The following is a 25,432-nucleotide window of genomic DNA, read 5'->3' as shown; positions in this document are numbered from 1 at the left end:
TGGGTCTGAGGGGTCAGGTGGTGGGGTCGAGGGCCTGGTCGCGGCGCGCATGCAGTTCCCTCTGGACTCGGGCCACGTCCTCGGCGTATGAGCGGTGAAGGAGCGTCAGGAAGACGCCGTTGACCAGCATGAGGAGGACGAGCGCCCACAGGAAGACGGTGCGGAGCCCGATCGCGTCGCCGAGGAAGCCGGCGCCGAGGCTGAAGGAGGCCCAGGCGATCGCCTCGAAGACGGAGACGTAGATGGCGAAGGCGGCGCCGCGCAGCTCGGGTGGGGTGATGGCCATGACCATGGGGCGATTGACACTCGGGTTGACGCCCTGGGCCGCGCCCATGAGGGCGAAGAAGACACCGAAGAGGGCAATGCTCCCGTAGTCGAACTGGGTCCCGAGGTAGGCGAAGCCCGCAAAGGCGAACTGGGCCGCCTGAAGGACGCTGACCAGGCCGTGGCGGGGGCTGCGCCGGGTGGCCCAGTCCGCCGCGAAGCCGCCCAGGAGCGTGCCCAGGAAATAGCCGACCCCGAAGGGGAGCAGCACGATAGACGCCTTCTGCGTGCTGAAGCCGTACACATCCACCAGGTATACGACGCCGAAGGTGCCCACCAGGAGATGTCCCGACAGGAGGCGGGAGACCAGGAGGACGATCAGGCTGCGGATCTTCAGGAGCGAGAGTGCCTTGGTCCAGGTGAGCTTCGAGTGGGCGTTGCGCGTGGCGCGGTCGAGGTCGGCGAGCTGTTCCTCGGACGCACCCCGGCCCGGGTCGCGAAACCACAGCCACATGGCGAGGCCGAGCAGGATGTTGAAGGCGCCGATGCCCCACAGGCCCCAGCGCCAGCCCTCGTCGATGCCCGCCAGCTGGCCCTTGAGCGGGCCTATCACCGCGCTCACCAGCGAGACGGCGCCGTAGACCACACCGATCGCGCGGCCGCGGGTCGATCCCCCGAAGAGGTCGCCGATGAGTTCGGTGATGATGGGGTGCGCGGCCGCGTAGCCTGCGGCCAGGATGGTGTAGAGGACGACGAGTTGGGTGAAGTTCTGTGAGAAGCCCGCGGCCACGCCCCACACCCCCCAGAGTCCGGTGGCCACGACGAGGACGCTCTTGCGCGACCAGCGCTCCGCCACCCACACCCACAGGGGCCCGGTGAAGGCACCCGCTATCTTCCCGGCGGCGGTCAGTATGCCGAGGGCGCCCAGCGAGACCCCGAGGGACTGCCGGATCAACGGGAAGAGGCTGCTGACCAAGCTCGCCTCGGTGCTGTCGACCAGCATGGTGCCGCCGAGCAGGGACAACTGCCGCCAGCGCCCTTTCACCTGCACCTCGGGTTTGGGCATGACGGGGCTCTGGCTAAGCTCGGGCATCGGGCCGTCTCTTTTCTCTGTGACTTTCTTCGCGGGAGGTCTGCGGGAAGGGGAGGTCGTACGCCGGTGACGGGGCTGCAACCCCGTCACCGGCTCAAGTGATCGCGTGCGTCTCAGAGTCGGGCGAGTTCCTCGGCGACCCGGTGGAGACTCGGGGGCGGGAACAGCGCACCCGCCATGGCGGCGACGTCGATGAGCGGCGTGGCGCCGATCATCTGCAGCAGCTCCGAGTCGGCGACACCGGGCAGGTGTGTGCGCAGCACCTCGACGGCGACCGGATCGGAGATCAGTGCCTTGAGGGGGGTGCGCAGCGAGAGGCGGCCCTGTGGATAGTCCTCGGCCCGCGGCAGTGGCTGCGCGGCACGCTCCGCCTGCTCACGCTGGGAGCGGACCAGCAAGTGCTGCTCCGTGACCGGTCCAAGGGCGGGCAGGCCGAGGCGTTCGTACTGGCTGGGCGGGGCGTCGTTGGCCCGCATGAGCTCCACCAGCAGGGTGGCCATGCGCAGTTCGGCGGCGTCGTCGATCAGCGGGGTGTTCTGCTCTGGGTCGGTCTCCAGGTTGAAGAGGAGCGTGCCGTGGTGGTAGGGGTTGACGAGGGTGCGGCCAGGCACACGCAGGGTGCACACGTTCTTGGTGAAGCCGAAGGGCTCGGCCAGTTCCAGGTCCACGAGTTCGGCGGGTGAGAAGCGGCCACGCATGTGGGTCGGCATCAGGGTGTGTTCGTACAGGGGCGCATTGTCGGGTGTGGCGGGCGCCCGCATGTAGACGTAGCGGCCGTCCGTGATGTTGACGTGTCCGCCGTGGATGCCGAACAGGCCCGCCTCCCGCACCGGGATGTCGTCGGCGACCGGGAGGGGCGCTCCCTGCATGTCGGTGGGACAGCCGACGCCGAAGAACTCCAGCAGGGTCGGCGCCACGTCCACGGTCTGCACCAGCGCCGAACGCCGCTGCCCCGCCGCGCGGTTGCGCGGGTCCCAGGCGAACAGCGGCAGATGGACCAGTTCGTTGAACCATGGCTGGATGCTCTTGCCCCACCAGCCCTTCTCCCCCAGCAGCAGCCCGTGGTCGGTGTTGACGATCAGCAGGGTGTCGTCCCACAGCTCCAGCTCGTCCATGGTGTCCAGGACCCGGCCGAGCGAGTGGTCGCACATCGACAGGAGCGCCCCGTACTCGAAGCGGGCGTGCTCCACCTGGCCGTCGGTTTCGACCACGCGCTTGTAGTCGGGCCAGTCGAAGTGCGGGCCGTCGTAGTCGTGGGGGTAGAGGTCCTTGTAGGGCTGGTGGCTGAAGAACGGCTCGTGCGGGTCGAAGGTCTCGATCTGCACGAACCACCGGTCGGCGTCCTGGCTCGTCCGCACGAACTCCAGGCCCGCGTCGAAGGTGAGGGTCTGCGGGTGCCGGTCCTCCGTCGCCATGTGAGGCCGGTTCACCCAGTCCTGGCGGTAGGAGCCGAACCGCATCCGCTTCAGGTCGTCGGGGATTTCCGGGTCGGACACCTGGCCCTTCCAGGGGTCGCCCTCCTGGCCGCGGAAGAACTCCCAGGTGTTGTAGCGGCCGTGATAGGTGGCGCCGCCGTCCTCCCAGTAGTGCGGGTGGTCGCTGACGAGGTGGGTGTAGACGCCGTTCTGCTTGAGGAGTTCGGGCATCGAGTCGTCGAACGGCTCTAGAGGGCCCCAGCTGCGGTGCAGGAAGTTGTGCCGCCCGGTGTGGATCTCGCGGCGGGCCGGCATGCAGGGCATCGACCCGGCGTACGCGTTGTCGAAGGTGACGGCCCGCTCGGCGAGGCGGGCGAAGTTCGGTGCGTGGGTCCAGTCGCCTCCGTACGGCGGCAGCATGTGCCGGTTGAGGCTGTCGAACATCACCATGATCGCCCTCATCGGACGGGTTTCCCTTCTGTCAGGTTGCGCAGGGTCCGCTCCAGCCACGCGACCCAGCGGTCCATGGCGGCCGCGCCGAGCGTGTGGAGGGCGTCGTGGACCTGCAGGTCGAGGTCCTGGTCGAGGTCGGGTGCCGGGTCCTCGTAGACCAGGGTGCGATCGCGGTCCCGGTTCTTGGCGATCTGTGCGCGGCGGTGGTCGAGTTCGGTCCCCACGATCCGGATCGCGGCGTCCTTGTCGAGCGGCGCCGCGACGCTGAACCGCGCGAGGAAGTCGATCTCCTGGAAGCGGCTGGGCGGCTCGTAGGGCGAGCGCACCCATTCCAGGAGGACCTCGCGCCCGCGCGGTGTGAGCCGGTACACCTTGGCGTCCGGGCGGCCTTCGCGTGCGTCGACCTCGTGCCGCACCCAGCCGTCGGCCTCCATCTGCCCGAGCTTGCGGTAGATCTGGCTGTGGTGGGCTCGCGCCCACAGGAACTGCCCCTCGACCTCGAGCCACTTGCGCAGGTCGTACCCGCTGTAGGGGCGACGGGCCAGCAGGCCCAGCAGGACGTACTCGAACTTCACGGACGTGGACTCCCTTGTGCGGAAGCGGTGTGCGATCTTGCTATGTGCAGTCTCACCTAGGTGAGAATTCATATACTCGCGTCATGGAGACGTCAATGGGATGTTGCATACCGGAAACCCGGATCCGCTCCACCGGCCCGCTGCCCACGCCGGCCCACACACCGCCCGCACACGCCCACGTCGAGCTCCCCGGGGGCGAGTTCTTGATGGGCGACTCCTTCGGCGAGGGCTATCCGGCGGACGGTGAACAGCCGGTGCACGCCGTACGCGTCACCCCGTTCGCGATCGACGTCACGACGGTGACCGTGGCGATGTTCCGGGCCTTCGTCGACGACACCGCGTACGTGACCGTCGCCGAACGGGAGGGCAGCTCCGCCGTGTTCCACCTGGCCGTCGCCGCCGAGCGGGCCGACATCACCGGGAACGCCCCGGCCGCCCCCTGGTGGCTGGACGTACGGGGAGCCGACTGGCGCCACCCCCATGGCCCGCTGTCCACCGCGGAGCCGGACCACCCGGCGGTGCACGTGGCATGGGACGACGCCCTGGCGTACTGCGCGTGGGCGGGACGCCGCCTGCCGACCGAGGCCGAGTGGGAGTACGCGGCCCGCGGCGGACTCGATGGCCGCCGCTTCGCATGGGGAGACGAACTCACCCCCGACGGACGGTGGTTGTGCAACATCTGGCAGGGCACGTTCCCGTACGCCAACACCGGTGCGGACGGCTGGCTGGCGACCGCACCGGTCCGCACGTACCCGCCCAACGGCCACGGCCTGTATGAAGTCGCCGGGAACGTGTGGGAGTGGTGCGCGGACTGGTTCGCCCCCGACTACTACACCCACTCCCCCGCCACCGACCCCACGGGGCCGCGGAGCGGCGAGCGCCGTGTCATGCGCGGCGGCTCCTACCTGTGCCACCACACCTACTGCCACCGCTACCGCGTGGCCGCCCGCTCGGCCAACACGGGCGCCTCCAGCAGCGGAAACTGCGGCTTCCGTACGGTCGCCGCGTGAGGGGTCACGCCGGGCGTCAGGAGGTCTCCTCCCTCCCGGCGCCCGCGGCCGACCGCACCGTCTCGACCAGTTCCTGTACGTCATCGAAGCCCAGGGGGACGATCGGGAGCCCGGCGAGCTGGCCAAGGCGCATGTTGGCCACCATCCGATGGCGGGGGCTCCCCTCCTTGGGGTAGGCGTCGCCCATGGACGTCCGGACCCGGCCCAGCAGGGCCTCGATGGCCGGACCGCCCACGGGGTGGGCGAGCCACACCGCGACGGTCGAGTCGGCGTCCGGCTGCTCGGCGTAGGCGTCACCCTCGACCGGGACCGTCGCGCTCAGCCGGATGTCGCGACTGGAGGCCCCGATGTCGATGCGGTGGTCGCCGTCCTCGACGAGCCAGGTGTCGGCTGCGGTGTCGAAATAAGCCAGGTCGGCGCGGGTGACGCGGACAGTGACGTTCTGGGTCTCGCCGGGCATGAGGTACACGGTGGCGAACCCCTTCAGCTCCCGTACGGGGCGCCGAGCCCGCGTCCCCGGTGCGGCCACGTACACCTGGACGACCTCGTGCCCGGCCCGCTCCCCCGTGTTGGTGACCGCCACCGTGACGTCGAGCCCGCCTGCGTCCGAGATGACCCGCAGGTCCGCGTAGTCGAAGGTGGTGTACGAGAGGCCGTGCCCGAAGGGGAAGGAGACCGCCATGTCGCGGGCATCGTAATGGCGATAGCCGACGAACAGGCCCTCGCTGTAGGTGACATGACCGCTCTCGCCCGGCCAGGCCAGGTACGCCGGGGTGTCGGCGAGGCGCTGCGGGATCGTCTCCGCGAGACGCCCCGACGGGTTCGCCCGGCCGAACAGCAGATCAACGGTGGCCGAGCCGCCGGCCTGACCGAGCAGCCAGCCCTCCAGGACGGCCGGTACGTCGTCGATCCACCCGGCCAGGCGGACCACGCCACCGTTGGCGAGGACGACGACGGTGTTCGGGTTCACCGCGATGACGGCGGCGAGCAACCGGGTCTGCTCGGCCGGGAGTTCGATGTGCTCGCGGTCATAGCCCTCGGACTCCAGGCTCGGCGGCAGACCGAGGAAGAGCACGGCCACGTCCGCGCTCTCGGCCGTGCGGACGGCCTCCTCGTGCAGCGCGGCCGCGTCGGCGTCCGCAGCGTCGACGGGGAAACCGGGAGCAAAGGAGATGTGCGCCGCGGGCGCGGACTCGCTGAGCGAGGTCAGTGCGGAGTCGAGCCGGGTCGGGGTCACGCGCGAGCTGCCCTCGCCCTGGTAGCGGGGTGTGCGTGCGAACTCGCCGATGACCGCGATGCGGTGGGATGCGGCGGGGTCCAGAGGGAGGAGCGCGCCATCGTTCTTCAGCAGTACCGCCCCGCGCGTGGCGACCTCGCGGGCCAGGTCGTGGTGGGCGGCCGGGTCGAAGGGGGCGTCGGGGCGCGCGTGCGCGGCCGCCTTGCGGGCGAGTGCCACGACCCGCGCGGCGCTGCGGTCCAGTGCTCCCGCGGAGAGTTCACCGGATTCCACGGCCGTGACGGCCCGGGCGGGGCCGGCGCCGGACGAGGACGGCATCTCCAGGTCGAGCCCGGCGGCGAGGGCCCGCGCCCGGTCGACGACGGCGCCCCAGTCGGAGACGACCACGCCGTCGAATCCCCACTCGTCCCGCAGGACGTCCGTCAGAAGCCACGGATTCTGTGACGCGTGCACTCCGTTGACCCGGTTGTACGCACACATGACGGTCCAGGGCCGGGCTTCGCTCACCACACGGCGGAAGGCCGGGAGATAGATCTCGCGCAGGGTCCGTACGTCGATGTCCGCGCTGACCGACATGCGGCCGGTCTCCTGGTTGTTCGCGGCGAAATGCTTGACCGAGGCCCCGACCCCATGCGTCTGCAGTCCCTTGACCCAGGCCGTTCCCAACTCCCCGCTGAGCAGCGGGTCTTCGGAGAAGTACTCGAAGTTGCGTCCGCACAGCGGGCTGCGCTTGATGTTGACGCCTGGTCCGAGCAGCACGTGCACGCCGCGTGCGAGACACTCGCGGGCCAGTGCGCCGCCGACCCGGCCCGCGAGGCCGGTGTCCCAGGTGCAGGCCAGGGTGACGGCCGGCGGGAAGCAGGTGGCCGGAGCGCTGCCGTTGATGCCCAGGTGGTCGGCCTGGGTGTCGTTCTGCAGCCGCAGTCCGTGGGGGCCGTCCGAGAGGCGGAGCTCCGGGATCCCGGCGTCGGGGAGTGCGGTGGTGCGCCACCAGCCCGCGCCGGTGGTCAGGTCGGCCTTCTCGGCGAGGCTCAGCCGGGCCACCGTCTCGGCGGGCGTCTGCGCCGACTGATTCGGGTTGTTCATGCTTTCTCCTTGGAGCGTGGTGCGGATTGATGCGCGGTGCGGAGGTTGCCGTGGTCGGCGGCGGTCATCGGACGCTCTTCACGCGCAGGACCGCCACCGCACCGAGCAGCGCGAAGGCCATGGCCAGGGGGAAGAGCGTCCGGTACCCGCCGAGCCACAGGACGACTGCTCCGGCGATGGCGGGGGCTAGGACCTGCGGCAGGGTGGCCGCAACGTTCACGACGCCGAGGTCGCGGGCGAAGGACCGCTCGGACGGCAGCACTTGAGAGATGAGCGCGGTGTCCACGCCCTGGAAGCAGCCGAAGCCGATGCCCACCAGGAAGGCCATCGCGGTCATTCCGGTCATGGTGGGGACGGCGAAGGGGATGAGCATGGCGCAGCCGATGAGGGACGCCGAGGCCACCACGAACACCTTGCGCCGGCCGAGCCGGTCCGAGAGGGGTCCGCTGATGACGGCGGCCGGAAGCAGTCCCGCCACGGCGCTCAGTGCGAGAGCGGGGACGTGGTCGATGGCCTGGTCATGCAGGCCGATGTAGTCCTGGAGGATGTAGAGCTTGTAGCCGATGACCAGGAAGTACGACAGGTTGGTGCACAGCCTGCCGATGAACACCCAGAAGAAGTCGGGGTGCCCCCGCGGGTTCGGCAACAGCCCGCCCAGGAACTCACGGACCCGGAAGGGCTCTTGGAGCTCGTCCCGGCTCGGGTGGTCCGGGTTGAGGGTCACGAAGACGACCGCCAGGGTCGTCGCGAGCGCGGCGAGCACTCCGTACGCCGTGGTGATCCGGTCGTCGAAGGCGGCGGCGAAGACCTGGCCGAGCAGCGAGCCGCACATGGCGCCGAGGCCGAAGACGGTGGAGAACAGGCCCCGCTTCTGTGGCGGCACCCGGTCGGGCATGACGGCCGAGAGCGGACCCATCGCGAAGTTGTAGCCGATCTGCACCAGGCACCAGAGGGCCAGCGTCGCCGGTATGGAGTGCGTGAACGCCATGCCGATCAGGGCCAGGCCACCGGTCGCCGTGCCGGCCACGATCCAGGGCCCGCGCCTCCCGAAGCGGCTGCGGGTCCGGTCCGAGACGGCTCCCGCGACGGGCTGGGCGACCATCGCGACGAGCGCGCCCACCGTGGTGACGATCGCGAGCGTGCCGACCTTCGCTTCCTCGCCGACCGTGCGCTGGATCTGGAGGGCGAGGAGGGTGCCGGGGACGGCTCCCCATACGAGGGCGATGCCGAGGTTGGCGGGGCCGATGCAGGCCATGAGGCGCCGCAGCGCCCGGCCGTCGACCGGCCGGGCCGCTCCCGCCGGATCGGCGGGCAGCGCGAAGGGAGCACGGAGCTCCCCAGGGGGTCTCGCCATCGGGACCTTCCTTCGGTGGGCCGCACCTGCGACTGGCGAGAAACAGTACGGCGTACTGTTTTTGTGGGCAAGGCTTTGCGCGGGTGAAATGTCGGCGGCATAGGGTGGGCGCGTGAAAGCCAGAAGCTCCTACCCCAAGGGGGTCGCCAAGCGTGAGGAGATCCTCAAGGTCACCCTCGAGATCTTCGGCCGCGAGGGCGAGCGGAACACCACGCTGCGGACGGTCGCCAAGGAGAGCGGGATCAGCCTGACCGGGCTCATGCACTACTTCGCGTCCAAGGACCACCTGCTGACCGAGGTCCTGCGCGCCAGCGACCGGGCGGCCGAGGCCCGCTTCCACGGCCCGGACGCCGTGCGCGATCCCGGCGAGTTCCTGGCCCGGGCCCTGACGGCGAACGCCGCCAACTCCGCCCGCGTGCGCCTCTACATCACCCTCGCCGCGGCCTCCACCGACCCCGCGCACCCGGCGCACGCATACTTCAAGGAACGCTTCGCCCTGCTTCGAGCAACCATCGCCGAGCAGCTCGCGGCCGAGCAGCGGGCGGGCCGGGGGAACCCCGACCTCGACCCGGACTTCACCGCCTCCGCCCTCGTCGCGGCGTCCGACGGCATCCAACTCCAGTGGCTGAGCGACCCCGGCATCGACATGGCGGACCAGGTCCGCCGCGTCTGGCGGATGCTCATCGCGACGCCCGGCCCGTCGGACGCCGCCGCCTCAGGCACGTAGCACTTCAGGCCACCAGCGCTTCAACCACGGTCGGCCCATTCGTGGCCCGTGACCGCGCGGGCATAGGCACGCAGAGCGGTGATCACTTCAGCGCGGGTGCGGCGGCCGGCGAGGACTTCCATCTGATAGCCGTCCTCCATGGCGACGAAGCTGGCGGCGAGCAGGCGCGGCGGGTCCTGCAGCGCGAAGTGCCCCTGAGCCTGCCCCAGCACCAGGATTCCTGAGTACACGGCGATCTGGCGTTCCGTCAGCGCGCTGTCGAGGGCCGCGGCCCTGGCGTCGCGCAGGCAGCGCGGCCAGTACTCGAAGAGCAGCCGGGTCAGCGCGTCGTCGGGCCCGCTGGCGACCCCCTTGTCGATACAGGCTCCGAGTTGGTCGCGGGCGTCGGCGAAGTGGTTCGCGGCCTCTTCGCGTTCCTGGCTGTAGCGCTCGATGGCCTGCTGATAGGCCACGTGAACCAGAGCGTCCAGGTCTCCGTAGTAGAGCACCGCGGCGGGGGTGACTCCCGCCTCCTCCGCGACATCACGCAGCCGCAGACCCTCGAGCCCACGTGCCACCAGAGCGCGCTCCACCGCCCTGCCCAGCTCGGCCCGACGGGCCTCCTTGCTGCTGCCCTTCCTCGCCGCCACGCCGTTCCCCTCACCGTTCTGTTGTATCCAGATTTAACGATAGCTCGCCATCTATTGACGGGCCAAGCCAGCCGGTCTTAAATCTGCGTTTAACAAACCTGCGGCCTACGGAGGCACCATGCCCGACCCAACCGACGCAGCGGCCGCAACGAGGTCCGCGCCCGCCCCGGGCAAGGGGCTGCGCGAAGGCTCGGTGGGCCTGCTCGCCTCCGTCACCCTCGGCCTGTCCTGCGTCGCCCCGGCCTACAGCATCGCCGTCACCCTCGGTTTCGTGACCCTGACCGTCGGGGATCTCGCGCCGGCCGCACTGCTCCTCGGCTTCGTCCCGATCCTGCTCACCGCGTTCGCCTTCCGCGAGCTGAACCGCGAGATGCCGGACTGCGGCACCACCTTCGTGTGGACCACCCGCGCGTTCGGGCCGCTGGCCGGCTGGCTCACCGGCGGCTGGGTGGTGCAGGTCGCCACGCTCATCGCGATGACGGCCCTCTCCCAGGTCGGCGCCACCTACCTGCTCCAGCTGCTGGGCCTGCACTCCCTCGCCGACGACAGCACGGCCGTGACGACCACCGCGGTGGCTCTGCTCGCGGCAGTCACCTCGATCGCCTACCGGGGCCTGCATCTCGCGGCGTCCGTCCAGTACGTGCTGCTCGGACTGCAGTTGGCCGCCCTGTTCGGTTTCGGGGCCGCGGCCTTCGCCCGGCACGGCGCCGTCACCCCGTCCCCGAGCTGGCTCAACCCCTCCGCCATCGACGGCTTCGGCCCCTTCGCCGAGGCGGTGATGCTGTGCCTATTCATCTACTGGGGCTGGGACGCCCTGATCACCGCGAACGAGGAGACGCGCGACGGGGAACGCGTTGCCGGCCAGGCCGCCGTCATCTCCACCCTCGTACTGCTTGCGACCTACCTGTTCACCGCCTTCGCGGCGATCAGCTTCGCCGGCATCGGCACCGACGGCACCGGGCTCGGCAATCCCGACAACGCCGCCGACGTCCTGTCCACCCTCGCCCCACCGGTCCTCGGCACAGCGGCGGCCAAGGTGATGCAGCTGGCCGTCTGCGTGTCCGCGGTCTCCGCCCTGCTCACCAGCCTCGTCGGCTCCTCCCGCGGCACCCTGTCCATGGCCGCCCACGGCGCTCTGCCGTCCGCTTTCGCCCGCGTCCATCCCCGGCACCGCACCCCCGGCTTCGGCACCCTCTTCATCGGCGCGACGGCCGCCGGCCTGCTCGTCCTGCTCAGGCTCGTCTCCGCCGACTTCCTCGGCGACGCCATCCTGTGCATCGGACTGCTGATCGCCTGCTACTACGGCACCACCGCACTCGCCTGCGTCTGGTACTTCCGGGGGCAACTGCGGAACTCACTCCGCGACCTGCTCCTGCGCGGAATCCTGCCCCTGCTGGGCGGGCTGATGATGCTGGCCGCCTTCGCCCGCAGCGCCCACGACATGTACGACCCGGCCTACGGCAGCACCTCCTTCCACGGCATCGGCGGAGTCTTTCTCCTCGGCGCCGGCTCCATCGCCGCAGGAGCCCTGGCCCTGACCATCGCCCGCAGCCGCTTCCACCACTTCTTCCGCAACGGCCGCGCCACGGTGGCCGAACTCACCATCACCGAGGACTGACACACACATGCGCACGCTCGCCATCGCCGCCCTGCAGACCACCCCCGTACCCCACGACCCCGAGGCAAGCTGGCAGCGCTTCGCCGACCAGGTCCGAACCACCCGCAGCCTGTTCCCCCATGTCCAACTCGTCGTCGTCCCCGAGCTGTTGCTCGCCGCGGAAGGCGCCCTCCTGCAGCCGTCCCCCGACGACTGGATGGAACAGGCCGCCGTCACGATCCCCGGCCCGCTCACCGACCGGATCTGCGCCCTGGCAGTGGAGACCGGCCTGTGGCTGATTCCGGGAAGCGTGTACGAGCGCGCCGAGGACGGGCTCATCTACAACACCGCCCTGGCCGCCTCACCGGAGGGTGAGATCGCCGCCCGCTACCGCAAGGTCTTCCCCTGGCAGCCGTACGAGAAGACCGCCCCCGGCCACGAGTTCACCGTCTTCGACATCCCCGGCGCCGGCCGGGTGGGCCTCGCCATCTGCTACGACGGGTCCTTCCCCGAAACGGTGCGCCAACTCGCCTGGCTGGGCGCGGAGATCGTCATCCAGCCCACCCTCACCCCCACCCGCGACCGGGAGATGGAACTGGTCTGCGCGCGCGCCAACGCCTGGACCAACCAGGTCTACGTCGTCAACGTCAACGCAGGCGACCCGGCCGGGGTCGGACAGAGCGCCGTCGTCGACCCAGAGGGCACTGTGCGCCAGCAGGCCGGCCCCGGCGAGGAGATCCTCGTCGACGTCCTCGATCTCGACACCGTCACCCGGGTACGCAGCTACGGCTCCGCCGGCATCAACCGCCCCTGGAGCCAGCTCGCCCGCTACGGGGAGTCGCTGAAGCTCCCGATGTACGGCGGCAGCGGAATCCACACACCGGACTGGCTTCAGGACGAGACTCCGTAACGCCTCCCTATGGAATCGAGCACGAGGCTTCAAGAGTTCCCGGTGATGATTCGGCGCCGAAGGCGATCAATTGAGGGGGCCATCGTGGCGCGGTCCACCCGCAGGCATTCGGACTGCATCAGCCCTTCGAGGACCGGCACCCCTTACGTCGGCGACCCTGGCAACAAGAAGATCGTCTCGGTGCGCGTGCGCGAAGTCGAGCCGGAGCCACGTCCCATCCAGGCTTATCCCGTTAAATGCGGCGGCCTGTAGGGCATCACCTGCAGGGATGGCATCCCCGCAGGTGATGCAGTGATCTTGAAGTGGTCGCCCCAGGGGTGTGACGCCCGGGGCGGAAGTTCCTTGCGCGTGGTGGGAAGAACCGACTCCAGCGCCATCGCCCCCCTCCTGCGGCCGACGCGACAAAACCCTGCTGGACAGCGTGTCACGGCGGGAACCCGACCCAGCTGAGGTCGCTGCCTCCATCGGCCTCGGTACGGGTGAGCGTATGCAACTGTCGCGAGAGTGCGATTCGTCCTTGTGTGGCGGGAGGATTGGCGAGGTGGATCTGCGAGCCCACGAGGGCGCATCGCGCCGGAATGATCTTGCAGATCAGGTTTTGTGTGGAGTGCTTTTGGCGATGTACTTCCACCATGGGCTTATCACCGGACGCCGATCATCCTGCTGTCGCTGTCTTCCGAGAGCCGCGAGGCGGGCAGCCCGTCTCGGGGCTCGGCCTACAGGTCGACGCCGAGGCGAAGCGCACCGCACACGTGCTGGCCGGGTTGACAACCCATGCCGGACCTGTCGAGCGGGCCCTCGCGCTGCGGCAGGCCGCCGCGGTTGCCGGGGGGTTGGTGGCCGCGCTGTCAGCCCTGGCTCCGGCCGTGACCGGTGAGGACCTGCCGGCGGAGTCGACCAGTCAGTCGTTCTTCCGGGTTCGCGAGATGGAGCTGTCGGATCAGCAAGCCGCCCTGCACGGCGCCTTGGTCGTCCACCGCGGTCTGGAAGACCTGTGTGAGGCTCCGTTGTCAGGCGCCGACCTGGCGATGGAGGTGGCCGGGATGCAGCAGGCGGTGCTCGACCTCACTGGCGCAGCGCCGGGCTCAGTCCCTGACTTCGTCCCGCCGGTGTCCGTCCCCGAGCCTGCTGCAGGGGCGTCGATGGAGAGGGTGTGGAATGCTCGGTGGCTCATCGGCCACCAGGTTCATGTCCTGTTCAACATCTGCGCTGCGGTCGCCGTGGCCGACGCCACCAGCCATCTGCGGCACGGCGATGGCGATGCAGCGCTCACGCGGCTGGCAGATGCGACGGTGTACATACGCGGCTTCCCGGCAGCCATGACCCACGCCAGTACGATCCCGGCCGATTACTACATGGCGGCGATACGCCAGACCATGGCACCGCCATCGGTGGACGTCCCGTTGAGCGGACGCCAGCATCGCGGTTACAAGCTGTTCCGGGCAGCGGTGAAGGATCTGCTGTCCGTGGTTCCCGATTCCTATGAGCAGTTGGCGCCCCGCGCCCCGGAGCTGGCCGAGGCACGGGGCGCGCTCCTGGAAGCCGACATCGTGGACGGCGAACGGCACGTCACCCTCGCGTACTCGATGGTGCATCTGCATCGCTCCATCGCCCAGAAGCCAGAAGGCCCCGACAACGCCGTCGCCGAACTACGGCACATGCGCCATCGCCGTGCCGCCCAGTACGCCCCCCTGGTCCGATTCGGGGACCACTACATCGCCGACGCCGTGGACGGCCTTCGCCACAAGTAGGCCCGCCTTTCCGCCGCCCAACCTCCGGCAGGAGACCTTGATGGCCGAGATGACGCCCGACACCACCCAAAGCACTGCCGTCGCCGCTGACTGGTCACTGGACCCGGCCGATGCCGGCGCGTACGAACGGGTGGCCCGGACTCTGTGCACTGGCGGACACGGCCACGTCGACAACCCCGAGTGGGTGGCCCGCGCCCGGGACGCCTGGGAGGATGTTCCGTTACCACTGCGCCGCGCGGTGCGCCGGTTCAGGCGGCATTCCGGCCCGAACGGCACCTTGGTGATCGGCGGCTTTCCCGTCGATCAGGCGGCCCTGCCGACGACACCGACCGTACCCGGCTCGGTCCAGCGCCGGCCCACCGTCCCGGCCGCGGTGCTCACCATGGTGGCCTGCGGCCTCGGCGAGCCTCTCGCCTACCTGGCGGAGAAATCCGGTGCCCTCGTGCAGGACGTCGTGCCCGTGCCTGGGCAGGAAAGCTTCCACGGCAACGCCGGATCGGTGCCACTCTCCTTCCACACCGAGAACGGCTTCCACCCCCACCCGCCCGACTATGTGGTCTTTCTGTGCCTGCGTGCCGACCACGACCGACACGCCGGCATGCGCGTCGCCGGCATCCGTCAAGCACTGCCGCGCCTCACCCGAGCCAGCCGCCAGGCCCTGTTCGCAGCGGAGTTCATCACCACACCACCTCCTTCATTCGGTCCCGACGCTGCCGCGAGTGAGCCCGAAGTCGAGCCCCGACCAGTGTTGTCGGGAGCGGTCGAGGATCCCGACATACGGATGGCTCAACTCGTCACCTCCCCGCTCACCCCTCGGGCCGCCGCGGCGCTGACCGAATTCGGCCGTGCCTGCGAGGCGACTGCCCGCACCCTGCGCCTGACTCCCGGCGACCTGGTCATCATCGACAACCGCGTCACCGTCCATGGCCGCACAGCCTTCCATCCCCGTTACGACGGAGCAGACCGCTGGCTGCAACGCACCTACGTCACCACCGATCTGCGCCGCTCCCGCGACCACCGCCCCGATGACGACCACGTACTGGCCCGCTGACCAGCGTCCAGCCCCACAGGTAGGTGCTCACGTATGCGGTGAACGGCTTTCCCGCGTTATCCCAGCCTTCCACGGTCCTGCGGGCCAGGTTCCGCTCTGCGCTTCCTCGCCCCTGAGTCGCTCGCACGTCGTCTTGCGCAAGGGACGCGATGGCGCCGGACGGCCGCCGGACGGCAGGCGCTGCTCGTGCTGGCTCCCTTACCCACGCCCTGCTCCCCGCCGGGTTCGGCGTGGGCGCCACCACCGCCTACCGATACATCGCCGAGGCCGTCGACGTCCTGGCCGCTTTGGCTCCAACCCTCCCCGAGACGGTGAGGACAGCCTCCGGCAGGCGTTCGCGACCTTGGACGGCACGCCGATGCCGATCGACCGGATCGCCGCCGACTGCCCCTTCCACTCCGGGCAACATAAAAGGCGGTGGATTGACGCATCTACTCGCCCGCAGCTTCCGGGCCACGCGGCAGCCGAAGCCAGCCGGGCATCTCGGGCAGCCGGAACGAGTACCGCCGAGCGAGTTGGTGTGCTCATGGCCAGCAGGGACAGGCAAGCGGATCGCTGCAATATCTGTAATCCCTATGGCGAACCGATGAAGGGGATGTGGTCCTGCGACGACTCGGGCACCCAAGAGGTTAGGACTCATCTAGAACTTGTGCATCAGGAAGAGTTCTACGAGAGCCTGGCAGAGAACGCCTAAGAGTTGTTCCGTAAATGATCTCCGCATGTCGTCGGGCATGGCGAGCTGCTGTGTGTCGGATGGTCTATCCGGCGAGGGCAAGGTTGTGCATCCGTGCGATGCCGAGCATGGCGTGGTGGACGCCGTCGCCTTTGAGGCGGCAGTCTCGGAGAATCTTCCAGGTCTTCATGCGGGCGAAGACGTGCTCGACGCGGGCGCGAACTTGTTTGTGGGACTTGCTGTGAGTTCGCTGCCAGCCGGACAACTCCTCGCCCCTGCGGCGCCGGTGGGGCATCACGAGCCCGGTGCCCGGATAGCCGCCGTCGGCGACGGTCATCGTCTTGCCGACGGCGGCCTTCGCGCCGGACTCTTCCCACGCCTTGCAGTCGTCTCGATTGCCCGGCAGGGGCCGACCGACCACCACGACAAGGCGAGTGTCGGCATCGATGTGGACGACGAAGACGCCAAGCGCACCGTCCTCATGGACAACAAGGCCGCCGACAACGGCTACGACGACCGGGCGCTGGCCGAACTTCTGCATCAACTCCAGGTGAATGAGAACGGCTTGGAAGGCCCGGACTTCGACGGCGCGGCCGTTGACGAGCTTCTCGAACCCCTCGCCGACTCCGCTCTAGACCGCGGACCGACTGACCTCGGCCCCGGCGGCGATGCGGCACAGGGCGACCTCGAATCTGCCCATCGGTGAGCGGGACTGGCAGGTGGGGCTCGTCGTCGACCCGTTGGGGGCGGGACGGTGCATAGCGTTCGCCTCGTACGTGCACTTCCCCCACTCCAAGACCCAGACCCTGAAGATGGCGCACCGCACCGTGTGCCTGCCCGACTATCAGGGCCTGGACATCGGCGCCTAGCTGACCCAGTGGCTCGGGGCGAAGCTCTGGCGCGAGGGATACCGCTTCCGCATCACTTCCGCGCACCCCGCCATCCACGCCTCGTGCGCCAAGTCGCGGCGGTGGCGCCAGGGAAAGATCCTGCGGGGCCGAGCCCGTGGCCGGTCAGCTTCGCGAGGACCGTATTCGCCTGGCCACCCTCATGCCCGAACTCGTCATGGAGTGGCACACCTACCAACCCGACTCGTCCTGGTCACCGGGCCGCATCGACGCATCGGTGCTTCTGGCCTACGAGTTGCTCGGGCCGCCGTCCTCGGTGAAGTCCGTGAGCGCCCCGACGGGTTCACGCGAGTCGATCTCCAGCCGCGCGGGGCAGGGCCGCCGCATCAACCGCCGCTCGCATGGCGGAGGTCAGGACTAAGAACTCCTCCATGGCGGTGTTGCGGGCATTAAGGACGTGCACGGAGTGGTGTTGCAGCAGCGTGGATGCTGCTTCGCGTTGCGGGGCTGGTCGGGGAACTTTCCGGGCAACAGGTAGGGAGCCACGTCGTCACGTGTCCGACGCATGCGGGTGGCCTGCCCACGCTTGTCGAACCACCGCCGCAGACGGCGGCCGGTGGGGGCCCACCGGGTGTCTGCAGAGACGCTGCGCTGGGACAGCGCTTCCGACTTCCCTTGCCCATACCAGTGCGCCGAGGTGAAGCGCTCGGCTGGAAGTTCCCAGCCGAGCGCTTGTCTGTCCTCGCTCACTACACGTCAGTGAGGAGCAGCGATCAGGTACCACGCCCCGTCATGTGCGTCTCCTGGGGCTTACGGCCGGCCAGCATGCTCCGGCCCGCAAAGGAGCCGGAGCTCGAGCCTGGCGGTCCGCTCAGCAGGGGAGAGTGGTCTTGCCTGCCGCGCCGGTGGCGCCGGCTGTGCCGTCCGCACTCACCGTGGCGGCGGTGCCGTTGCCGCCGGGCTTGCCCGGGCACACCGCACTGGCCGCACCGCCCGCACCGCCGACCCCGCCCGTGTGGCCGCCGCCGACGGTGGAGGCACCACCCTTGCCGCCCTTGCCGCCATTGATGCCAGCACCGGCGTTGCCGGCACCGCCTACGCCGCCCTTGCCGCCCGTGCCCCCGAGGGCCGCGTTGCCGCCGGCACCCGCGACGCCGCCGTTGCCGTTGGCGCCGCCCGCACCGCCCGCGCCACCGGCGCCGCCGGTGCTCCCATGGCCGGTGCCGCTGCCTCCGGCTCCCCCGGTGCCGCCATTGCCGTTGGCACCAGCGGCGCCACCGGCTCCGCCGAGGCCACCGACGCCGCCCAAGATCCCCGCTCCGTTGGCGCCATTGGCACCGGGCAGGCCGACGGCGGCGGAACTGACGCGGTTGGGGGTACTACCCGCACTGGCCTGGGCCGGTGCAAGAGCGAGAGCGGGAGTCGCGGCGAGGCCGAGAACAGCGACCGCGGCGATCAGGGCGGTCCGGGGAATGGCGGTGGTGCGCGTAATGCGCATGGGGTACGCCTTTCGGTTGTGCAGCCGAAGAAACTTACCGACTGACTAAGGCCAACCTAGGCTGGAAACCCGCTGGTAGGAGGGGCTTGAGCGGCTCGCGAGCAGGGCGGGCAGAAGGACGCTCAGAGTAGGCAGTGGTACCCGCGTGCCCCGGCGCTGCGAGGGCGCGCGGTGGGTCGCGACGCTGCCCCGTCCACACTTGCTGGCTGCGGGCAGGCCGCGATCGCTGCCGCTCCCGGCCACTGGAACCGCCGAACGTGCGGCCGTGGTTCCAGAGGCTGTTCGTCCTGCTTGTCAAGAGGTTGTCGGACAAACGGAGTGTCTTGATTGGCATGGCCAGGGGCAGAGCGCGCCACCACCGCGTGACATGCCTAAAGGGTGTTGCACAAGGCTGTATTTGCGCAGGTCAGGGTGTGTGATAGCAGCCTTCTGGTCATGATGCGAGCGCGAGGTTGTGCATGTGGGCGACGGCCTGGACGGCGTGATGGAGGCCGTTGCCGTGTTGCCGGCAGCCGCGGAGGATCTTGTAGTTCTTCATGCGGCCGATCACCGATCACATGCTCCACCCGCGCGCGGACCGTGCGGTGCGCGGCGTTGTCTGCTTCCTCGCCCAACAACAGCTTGCGTCGGGGGCGTTTGTGGTGCGGGACGACCATGCCGCAGTTGAGGTAGGCGCCATCGCCCAGAACCGTCACGTCCTGGCAGTGCTCGGCCAGGCCGGAAGCCCGCCAGGCGTGGGCGTCCGCGGGGGTGCCCGGCACTGGCCGGACCGCCGCGATCACGAGACGGGTGTCGGCGTCCACGATGACCTGCACGTTCGCGGAGAAGCGGTAGTTGCGGCTGGAGGAACCGACGTGCCGGTCGCGGACCGGGACCAGGGTGCCGTCCACGATCCACAACCGGTCCGCGGCATCGGCCCGACGCGAAACAGGCTCGAGCGCCAGCAGCGGTCCGAGACGTTGAATGACCCGACAAGCGGTGGACGACGACACTCCGAACAGGGGTCCCAGCTGCCGCATGGTCAGATTCGTCCGGTAGTACACCGCGACCAGCAGCACCCGTTGCGCCAGTGGCAGGCTCCACGGCCGACCCTGCATCGTGCCGTTGCCACCACGCTCCCGCACCGCTTTGAGCAGGCGAGCAAACTGCGTCACCCGCAGCCCGGTGAACGTCTCCACCCACATCCGTTCAGCGCTCAACACCCCAGCCATACAAGGGAAATGCCCAGCTCGCAGCCTTGTGCAACACCCTTTAGGCGCCCGGAACACACGATTATTGAGAATATGGCTAGAGGCCTACCGGAGGGCGGTAGGCCTCTCTGTGTTGTCCGGTCTCAGCTACCCGACTCTGACACGGGCCTAGACCTGGACCTGGACCACAGTTCCTCTGCGTGCTCTGAGAAGCGGTCGAACATGCCGCCTTCCTTGACCCTGCGAAGGTGCATGAGGGGCGAGTCATGGCCAACGAGCCGTGCCAGGTGAGGAGTCACAAGCTCTTGATCATCGAAGCGGAAGACCGAGAGAGACGTGGTTCACCGCGTCTTCCGGCGCGCTGAAGTGGACTTCCAAGCCGTCCAGGTCCCCGATGCGCTTCAACTCTTCCAAGGTCATGTGGATGCGCGTGGAGACCGTCAGTGCAACATCCTCGATGACCTCACGTTGGCGGGTGACCTCTCCGTCCGGGTCCCCCAGCAGGAAGCGCACACGCACGACCTGCTTGGTCTTACGCCGGAGCACCTGGGAGAACGCAGGTGCCTGGGTCCAATCGGGTAGGACGCCGACGTTCCTACCCCGGAGGAACTTGACACCCTGACCCTGACGCTCCGGGGTCACATCATGCTGACCATTCCGGAGGTGGAGTCAGCAGCCTGGAGGCTTGCCGAGGACGACGTCCCCCGCGCGTGCGCTCTCGCGTGCATCGGCGAAGCCAGGATGAAGCTGGGTACGGAAGCCCGTCCGGGACCGCCCGCCGGTATCGCTCACGCGCAGAAGCTCGCTCGCGTGCTGAACGCCTTGGCAGATCACTTCGAGAATCTCGGGGGTGATCGCGCGTGACAGCTCCCAGCCTGGCCATCTGCCGCCCGTGCGGCGACGTGATCCAAGAACCGAAAGAGCGGGTTCTTCTGGGCGCCGAGCCCACCGGGGAGGGTTCGGCGCGGGCCATCTACGCCCATCGGGACCACACCGACTTTGCCGGGCCGGCTGAGGGCACTCTTCGTCTGCTGGTCAGTGTTCGGACGCTCAGGCTGACCACCCAGCACGACCGCGTCGGGACGGAGGATTGATGGAGCGCAACGAACTCTGCGTGGGGATGGCGGTCTACGACCGCTGCTACGAGATGCCCGCTCACGTGAACGGGTTCGAGGGTGCGCGTGTCACCCTCATCCGTCCTGCTGGCCTGACGTGGCCAGTGGACCCCAGGGCCCGGAGGGAGGAAGACACCGGGGCTCTAGTCGCGTCCAGAGGTGACACACGGCGTCCAGAACGACCAAGAGCCCCGACCCATTCGGATCGGGGCTCCTCCGTGTTCGTTTCTCTGGCGTCTAACCAGTGTCACAGCCCCTATGAGCGGGGTACTGGCTGTAACTGTATGACCAGGTGGAAGACCTCCCGGGCCGCCTCACGGCTTCCCACTTCCTGGCCCGATAGCGTATCCACTCCCACCACCACCACCTCCGCCGCAGGGCGACGACGATAGGTCTGCAGAGCGGGCGGCGTACTGGACAGGGGCGAACTGGACACGCCCGTCCCCTCTGCGGTCCGACGGCGCGTCGCGTTGCCGGTACCGGGCCGCGTCAGGCGGTCAGAATCGTGAAGCCGCCACAACAGTCGGCGGGCCCCCATCGGGACGCACCCCGCCAGCCCGGCACCGACAACGCACCGTCCCCGGCCAACAGCCGACACTGTGACATCAAGACACCTCGGTCAGACAGCCGCTGAGTCAGACCCCAGACCCGGGACAGCACCCATCCATCCTCCCGCCCTTCGCAGCATCCCCACCCACAAACACTGAGCATGCTCACTCCCAGCTCAAGGGACATCCTTAACCTGACTCCGGCCGATCGATATACGGCACACAGACCCGCGCCTTGGTTCAAGTTGCTTCACGACCGATGCGGCTTCTCCGCGGCTGCGCCACAAGGCAGGGCACCACAACGCGGGCACTCGGACCGATCCGCAGCAGGGCCTGGCCGAGTGGCTACCCCTCGGCAGCCGACGCCCACTGCACCTACGCCGCCGACTGCGTCTCCACCAAGCTCTGCTGGAAGCTCACCGCCAACAAGCTCAAGACCCAAACGCTGAACGAGATCGCCGCCAACTGCCCCCCATCGACGCCAAGCCAGCCGACGCACCCGCCGACACCGCCCACGCCTGAGCCGGGAAGCCGCGCGTCTCCGCCCACTCATTCAGCCTGTGGTCGTCGGGTTCGCTGTTCCGGTGGCGCGGTGGTGTTCGGCGTTGATGCGCTGGGCTTCTTCGAGTTGGTCTTCGAGGATGACGATGCGGCAGGCGGCCTCGATAGGGGTGCCCTGGTCCACCAGTTCCCTGGCACGGGCCGCGATGCGCAACTGGTAGCGCGAGTAGCGGCGGTGGCCGCCCGCGGAACGCAGCGGGGTGATGAGGCGAGCTTCTCCGATGGCGCGCATAAAGCCCTGGGTGGTGCCGAGCATCTCAGCTGCCCGGCCCATCGTGTAGGCGGGGTAGTCGTCGTCATCGAGACGGCCAAACGAGTCGTCTGCTGTCACTTGCACCTCTCTATGGAACGCGTGGAGGGGCCCGGGTGCCGTATGGCACCCGGGCCCCGAAGGAACTGCTACACCATCTGCCGACCCTGATACTGCGTCGGCCTTCTGTTTCCACAGACCCGACCAAAAAGCTGTCGGGGCTGCTCGGATCGCGGATGCGTGACCGGAGACCACCTCACTAACGATGTCCTGCGGTACCCGGGCTCAAGACTTCCGCCCGGGCGATCCTGATGGCGCTCAACTCCTCCGTTTCTTCCCTCTGGGATCAATCACTTACCTACTGCTGGTGATGCGAACTACTGGTGGCCTTTCATAGCGCCACTCTTCGGCAGCCAGCCCCGTCGCCTCTCCTGCGTCTGCTCTGGCTTAGAACCCCACTGCCGAACCTCCCGGTGCGCGCGCCCGCAGCCGACGCCTTCACCGAGGTACCGCTCACTTAACTTCACTGCCGGGTACTGCGAACTGCACTTACAGGTAATGCACTTGCTTCAACTGCGGTACTGCTCACGGCGGCCCCTGATCACTGCGGGCCACCCGGTCCGGCCGTCAGTCCCGTCGCCGTCATGCAACAACCCTGGCTCCGGAACTCCACCACCGCACCGTCCTGCGTACTGCAACTACGTGTGCTGCTGCCCGCCAGTTCGTCCCTGCCGGGCCTTGTTTGATCTCGGCTACGAGAGAAACCATAGCGACACCGCCACCTAATGTCTACTCCAGCGGGGATAGATTTCTGCGTGCCTGAAGGTGAGGTAACCCGCCTTGACTGGTCCATGGATGGTCGCGGCATCCCCGAAGCTCAGGGGCCGCCGCGCGGAGTGACCCATGGGCAGAGCAGCCCGGCGAGCTTTCTGTGAGGCCGGTGGCGGTGCCACAGTCCGCAGACTGAAGCTCTGGCTGCCGCCTCAGCGCCTCGACGAGGTTCTGCTTCACCGGTGATGAGGATCTATGAATTCGGCCAGTGATGCTCTTCCTTCCCCAGTTCGTCGCTGATGGCAACGAGGGTCGGGGGCGCCGGTAGGGACCGGTCACCAGCCGCAAGAGAACGGTCAGGGCTTCGTAGCCGCAGCCTTCTGGCTGGGCACGGCGCGACTTTGCTTGTCGAAGCGTCAGAAGCCCGTCCCCAGGCGCTGGGTAAATCCGTTTGCGTCCCCGGCTGGCTGACCTAGTCTGTCGGAGGTCATGTGCGGTGGGGCCCCTGCCGCACCATCCGGCGCGTTCGGCGTCGATGCGTACCGCGTGCCCGGCCGGGAGGAGGTGGGAAACATGGATTGGAACTGGACACCGAGTGTTGCGGCCATAGTTGCCCCCAGCCGTGTGCCCCCGTTCGGCGCGCGGTAGGACTCTCCCCCTCTTGCGGCACCTCATGGTGGTGTCCGCTGCTCTCGCGATCCCTTGTGTCGCGTCCCGGGTTGTAGGACCGCGCGTCTGCTCCTACACCTCCGACACAGAATGTGATCGCCTTGACCAAGCAGTCCTCCCCCGGGGACACCGTGCCCACGCCGGTCCCCCACACCACCGCGAATGCGGCCGAGTTGCCCGATCCGAAGCGGTGGTGGGCCCTCGCCGTCATCGCAGGCGCCCAGCTCATGGTGATTCTCGACGGAACGATCGTGAACATCGCCCTGCCCTCCGTCCAGAACGGACTGGGCATGTCGGATGCGAACCGGCAGTGGGTGATCACCGCATACTCCCTGGCCTTCGGCGGCCTGCTCCTCCTCGGCGGCCGGATCGCCGACCTGGTAGGCCGCAAACGCACCTTCATGATCGGCCTGGTCGGCTTCGCCGCCGCCTCCGCGCTCGGCGGCGCGGCCGACGGCCCCGGGACGCTGTTCGCGGCACGGGCCCTGCAAGGGGCCTGCGCGGCCGTCCTGGCCCCCTCCGCACTGTCACTGCTGACGACGACGTTCACCGACCCCGCCGAGCGCGGCAGAGCGTTCGGGATCTACGGCGCGCTCGCCGGGGGCGGCAGCGCCATCGGGCTGCTGGTGGGCGGCCTGCTCACCGAGTACGCGACCTGGCGCTGGTGCCTGTACGTCAACGTCCCCATCGCGCTGGCCGCCCTCGGCGGCGCGCTGGCCCTCCTCAAGGACAGCCCCGGCCAGCGCGGGGTGCGCCTCGACGTCCCCGGCGCGCTTCTCGCCTCCGGCGGGCTCGTGGCGATCGTGTACGGCTCCAGCGACGCAGAATCCGCCGGCTGGGCCGACCCGTTGGTCCTGACCCTGTTCGCGACCGGTGTGGTCCTGCTCACCGTCTTCGTGTGGTGGCAGTCCCACGCCAAGCATCCGATGCTGCCGCTGCACATCGTCAGGGACAGAACCCGTGCGGCGGCGCTCGCGACGATGGGCCTGGCCACCGTCGCCATGTTCGGCGCCTTCCTGTTCCTGACCTACTACCTCCAGGCCATCCTCGACTACTCACCCCTACGGACCGGACTGGCGTTCCTGCCGATGTCCGTCACGATCGTCATCGGCGCGACGCAGATCGCCGCCCGGCTCCTGCCCCACACCGCCCCCCGCAACCTGATGGCCCCCGGCATGCTCCTCGCGGCCATCGGCATGCTGCTCCTGACCCGCCTGAGTACGGACTCCGCCTACACCACCGGGGTGCTGCCCGCGCTGGTGCTGCTCGGCCTGGGCATGGGACTGACGTTCATGCCGGTCTACGCGACGGCGACCGCCGGGATCGCCCCGAAGGACGCCGGAGTGACGTCCGCGACCGTCTCCACCTTCCAGCAGATCGGCGGCTCCCTGGGCACCGTCCTGTTGAACACGCTCGCGTCGTCCGCCGCCACCCGCTACATCGACGCCCACCCGTCCCGGAGCCCGGGCCTGGGGCTGGGGACGGGAGAGGGTATGGTGCACGGCTTCACCGTCGCGGCCTGGTGGTCGGCGGGCGTCCTGCTCCTCGCTGCGCTGGTCGCGGCCATGGCCAAGACGCCTGAGAAACCCTGACGAAGCGATCTCCGTGGTCGTTGGGCCACTCCGGCCCGGATGGTGTTCCAGGGCATCCCGTTCGCGCTCCCCACCGGGATCGCCTGGGAGCACCTGCCGCAGTAACTCGGTGTCGGCTCCGGCATGACCTGCTGACGCCGCTTGGCCAAGTGGTCCGAGTGGACAGAGTGGACCGACGCAAGAATGTGGCCCCGGCTCCACGAGGTCCTCCTGGCCGGGAAGTCCGCAGCGCGAACGCCGCGGACTTCCCGCCGCGATCGACGGCCCTCCCGCACCCGCGTTGAAGGGCGAGTCAAGACCGGACGAAGTCCCGTCGACCGGGGCGGGGCGGGCAGCAAGCATCACCTGATGCGCCCCGCGCCATGTCGGCGGCTTTCAAGTGAGGAGACAAGGTGAGCAGGTCTGTCCCACCTTCGAGCGCAGGGTGGGGAAGTTCAACGAGCCCATCACCGGGCCCGCGGTGACTCTTGAGCCCTCGCCCGCGTGCCTGTTTCTCCGGCAAGAACTGGGGCCCAGCCTGTTTGCGGGTGGAGGGGTAGGGCAAAGAGATCGGAACGGCAAAGGC

General features: G+C 68.9%; 17 protein-coding genes and 4 pseudogenes. 10 read left to right on the top strand and 11 right to left on the bottom strand.

Annotated elements, in window-relative coordinates; all coding sequences use genetic code 11:
- Positions 1-13: 13 nt before the first annotated feature.
- The 3 genes from ACIGXX_RS17085 to ACIGXX_RS17075 all read right to left on the bottom strand — a co-directional run bounded on the left by ACIGXX_RS17085 (position 14) and on the right by ACIGXX_RS17075 (position 3,800).
- Entirely contained in the window at positions 14-1,357 is a 1,344-nt protein-coding gene (locus ACIGXX_RS17085; RefSeq protein WP_366464836.1) for an MFS transporter, read from the bottom strand.
- A 113-nt stretch (positions 1,358-1,470) separates the two neighbouring features.
- Complete coding sequence (locus ACIGXX_RS17080) at positions 1,471-3,234, bottom strand: sulfatase (protein WP_399976349.1); 1,764 nt, start codon at positions 3,232-3,234, stop codon at positions 1,471-1,473.
- On the bottom strand, positions 3,231-3,800 hold the full coding sequence (locus tag ACIGXX_RS17075) for a PadR family transcriptional regulator (RefSeq protein ID WP_351167881.1): 570 nt from the start codon (positions 3,798-3,800) through the stop codon (positions 3,231-3,233). The genes ACIGXX_RS17080 and ACIGXX_RS17075 overlap by 4 nt, the downstream gene beginning before the upstream one ends.
- 83 nt (positions 3,801-3,883) lie before the next feature.
- Here ACIGXX_RS17075 and ACIGXX_RS17070 point away from each other — a divergent pair, with 83 nt between their 5' ends.
- Complete coding sequence (locus tag ACIGXX_RS17070) at positions 3,884-4,810, top strand: formylglycine-generating enzyme family protein (protein ID WP_351167883.1); 927 nt, start codon at positions 3,884-3,886, stop codon at positions 4,808-4,810.
- A gap of 16 nt (positions 4,811-4,826) precedes the next feature.
- Here ACIGXX_RS17070 and ACIGXX_RS17065 read toward each other — a convergent pair whose 3' ends face one another.
- Together ACIGXX_RS17065 and ACIGXX_RS17060 are read right to left on the bottom strand one after the other, a co-directional pair.
- Positions 4,827-7,133 carry a glycoside hydrolase family 3 C-terminal domain-containing protein gene (locus ACIGXX_RS17065; RefSeq protein ID WP_351167885.1) on the bottom strand — a complete coding sequence of 769 codons (2,307 nt, stop codon included), beginning with the start codon at positions 7,131-7,133 and terminating at the stop codon, positions 4,827-4,829.
- A gap of 64 nt (positions 7,134-7,197) precedes the next feature.
- The gene (locus ACIGXX_RS17060) at positions 7,198-8,487 is read right to left on the bottom strand and encodes an MFS transporter (RefSeq protein ID WP_351167887.1); all 1,290 of its coding nucleotides are present in this window, start codon (positions 8,485-8,487) and stop codon (positions 7,198-7,200) included.
- A gap of 112 nt (positions 8,488-8,599) precedes the next feature.
- Between ACIGXX_RS17060 and ACIGXX_RS17055 the strand changes: the two genes are divergently transcribed.
- A complete protein-coding gene (locus tag ACIGXX_RS17055) occupies positions 8,600-9,214 on the top strand; it encodes a TetR/AcrR family transcriptional regulator (protein WP_351167889.1) in 615 nt (204 codons plus the stop codon).
- Between the two features lie 20 nt (positions 9,215-9,234).
- On the opposite strand, the gene ACIGXX_RS17050 is transcribed toward ACIGXX_RS17055, so the two are convergent.
- Positions 9,235-9,843, bottom strand: coding sequence for a TetR/AcrR family transcriptional regulator (locus tag ACIGXX_RS17050; protein ID WP_351167891.1), 609 nt, complete (start codon positions 9,841-9,843; stop codon positions 9,235-9,237).
- Between the two features lie 118 nt (positions 9,844-9,961).
- On the opposite strand from ACIGXX_RS17050, the gene ACIGXX_RS17045 reads away from it, so the two are divergent.
- From ACIGXX_RS17045 to ACIGXX_RS17030, 4 genes are all read left to right on the top strand, one after another.
- Entirely contained in the window at positions 9,962-11,461 is a 1,500-nt protein-coding gene (locus ACIGXX_RS17045; RefSeq protein ID WP_399976342.1) for an APC family permease, read from the top strand.
- A 7-nt stretch (positions 11,462-11,468) separates the two neighbouring features.
- Entirely contained in the window at positions 11,469-12,350 is an 882-nt protein-coding gene (locus ACIGXX_RS17040; RefSeq protein ID WP_351167895.1) for a carbon-nitrogen hydrolase family protein, read from the top strand.
- A gap of 578 nt (positions 12,351-12,928) precedes the next feature.
- The gene (locus ACIGXX_RS17035) at positions 12,929-14,101 is read left to right on the top strand and encodes a hypothetical protein (RefSeq protein WP_399976339.1); all 1,173 of its coding nucleotides are present in this window, start codon (positions 12,929-12,931) and stop codon (positions 14,099-14,101) included.
- 40 nt (positions 14,102-14,141) lie between these two features.
- On the top strand, positions 14,142-15,152 hold the full coding sequence (locus ACIGXX_RS17030) for a TauD/TfdA family dioxygenase (protein ID WP_399976336.1): 1,011 nt from the start codon (positions 14,142-14,144) through the stop codon (positions 15,150-15,152).
- A 758-nt stretch (positions 15,153-15,910) separates the two neighbouring features.
- Here ACIGXX_RS17030 and ACIGXX_RS17025 read toward each other — a convergent pair.
- Positions 15,911-16,279: pseudogene (locus ACIGXX_RS17025) on the bottom strand (transposase family protein); the annotation flags it as partial.
- A gap of 214 nt (positions 16,280-16,493) precedes the next feature.
- Between ACIGXX_RS17025 and ACIGXX_RS17020 the strand changes: the two are divergent.
- A complete protein-coding gene (locus ACIGXX_RS17020) occupies positions 16,494-16,694 on the top strand; it encodes a hypothetical protein (protein WP_399976333.1) in 201 nt (66 codons plus the stop codon).
- A gap of 136 nt (positions 16,695-16,830) precedes the next feature.
- On the top strand, positions 16,831-17,094 hold the full coding sequence (locus ACIGXX_RS17015; RefSeq protein ID WP_351167903.1) for a hypothetical protein: 264 nt from the start codon (positions 16,831-16,833) through the stop codon (positions 17,092-17,094).
- A gap of 450 nt (positions 17,095-17,544) precedes the next feature.
- Here the strand turns inward: ACIGXX_RS17015 and ACIGXX_RS17010 are convergent, their stop codons facing one another.
- The 3 genes and pseudogenes from ACIGXX_RS17010 to ACIGXX_RS17000 all read right to left on the bottom strand — a co-directional run.
- On the bottom strand, positions 17,545-18,171 hold the full coding sequence (locus tag ACIGXX_RS17010) for a hypothetical protein (protein WP_399976329.1): 627 nt from the start codon (positions 18,169-18,171) through the stop codon (positions 17,545-17,547).
- A gap of 433 nt (positions 18,172-18,604) precedes the next feature.
- Positions 18,605-19,382, bottom strand: a pseudogene (locus ACIGXX_RS17005) (transposase family protein).
- A 122-nt stretch (positions 19,383-19,504) separates the two neighbouring features.
- Positions 19,505-19,934 (bottom strand): annotated as a pseudogene (locus tag ACIGXX_RS17000) (XRE family transcriptional regulator); the annotation flags it as partial.
- A 27-nt stretch (positions 19,935-19,961) separates the two neighbouring features.
- On the opposite strand from ACIGXX_RS17000, the pseudogene ACIGXX_RS16995 reads away from it, so the two are divergent.
- Positions 19,962-20,225, top strand: a pseudogene (locus ACIGXX_RS16995) (DUF6415 family natural product biosynthesis protein); the annotation flags it as partial.
- 1,352 nt (positions 20,226-21,577) lie between these two features.
- On the opposite strand, the gene ACIGXX_RS16990 reads toward ACIGXX_RS16995, so the two are convergent.
- Complete coding sequence (locus ACIGXX_RS16990; protein ID WP_351167911.1) at positions 21,578-21,916, bottom strand: MerR family transcriptional regulator; 339 nt, start codon at positions 21,914-21,916, stop codon at positions 21,578-21,580.
- A gap of 1,586 nt (positions 21,917-23,502) precedes the next feature.
- On the opposite strand from ACIGXX_RS16990, the gene ACIGXX_RS16985 reads away from it, so the two are divergent.
- Positions 23,503-24,867, top strand: a complete 1,365-nt coding sequence (locus tag ACIGXX_RS16985) for an MFS transporter (protein WP_383824887.1) — start codon at positions 23,503-23,505, stop codon at positions 24,865-24,867.
- Positions 24,868-25,432 lie beyond the last annotated feature (565 nt).

The sequence above is a fragment of the Streptomyces sp. NPDC055243 genome, assembly GCF_044544025.1.
Taxonomy (GTDB): Bacteria; Actinomycetota; Actinomycetes; order Streptomycetales; family Streptomycetaceae; genus Streptomyces.
The sequence above is the reverse complement of the archived record's forward strand: the minus strand, read 5'-3'. Positions and strand labels throughout refer to the sequence as shown.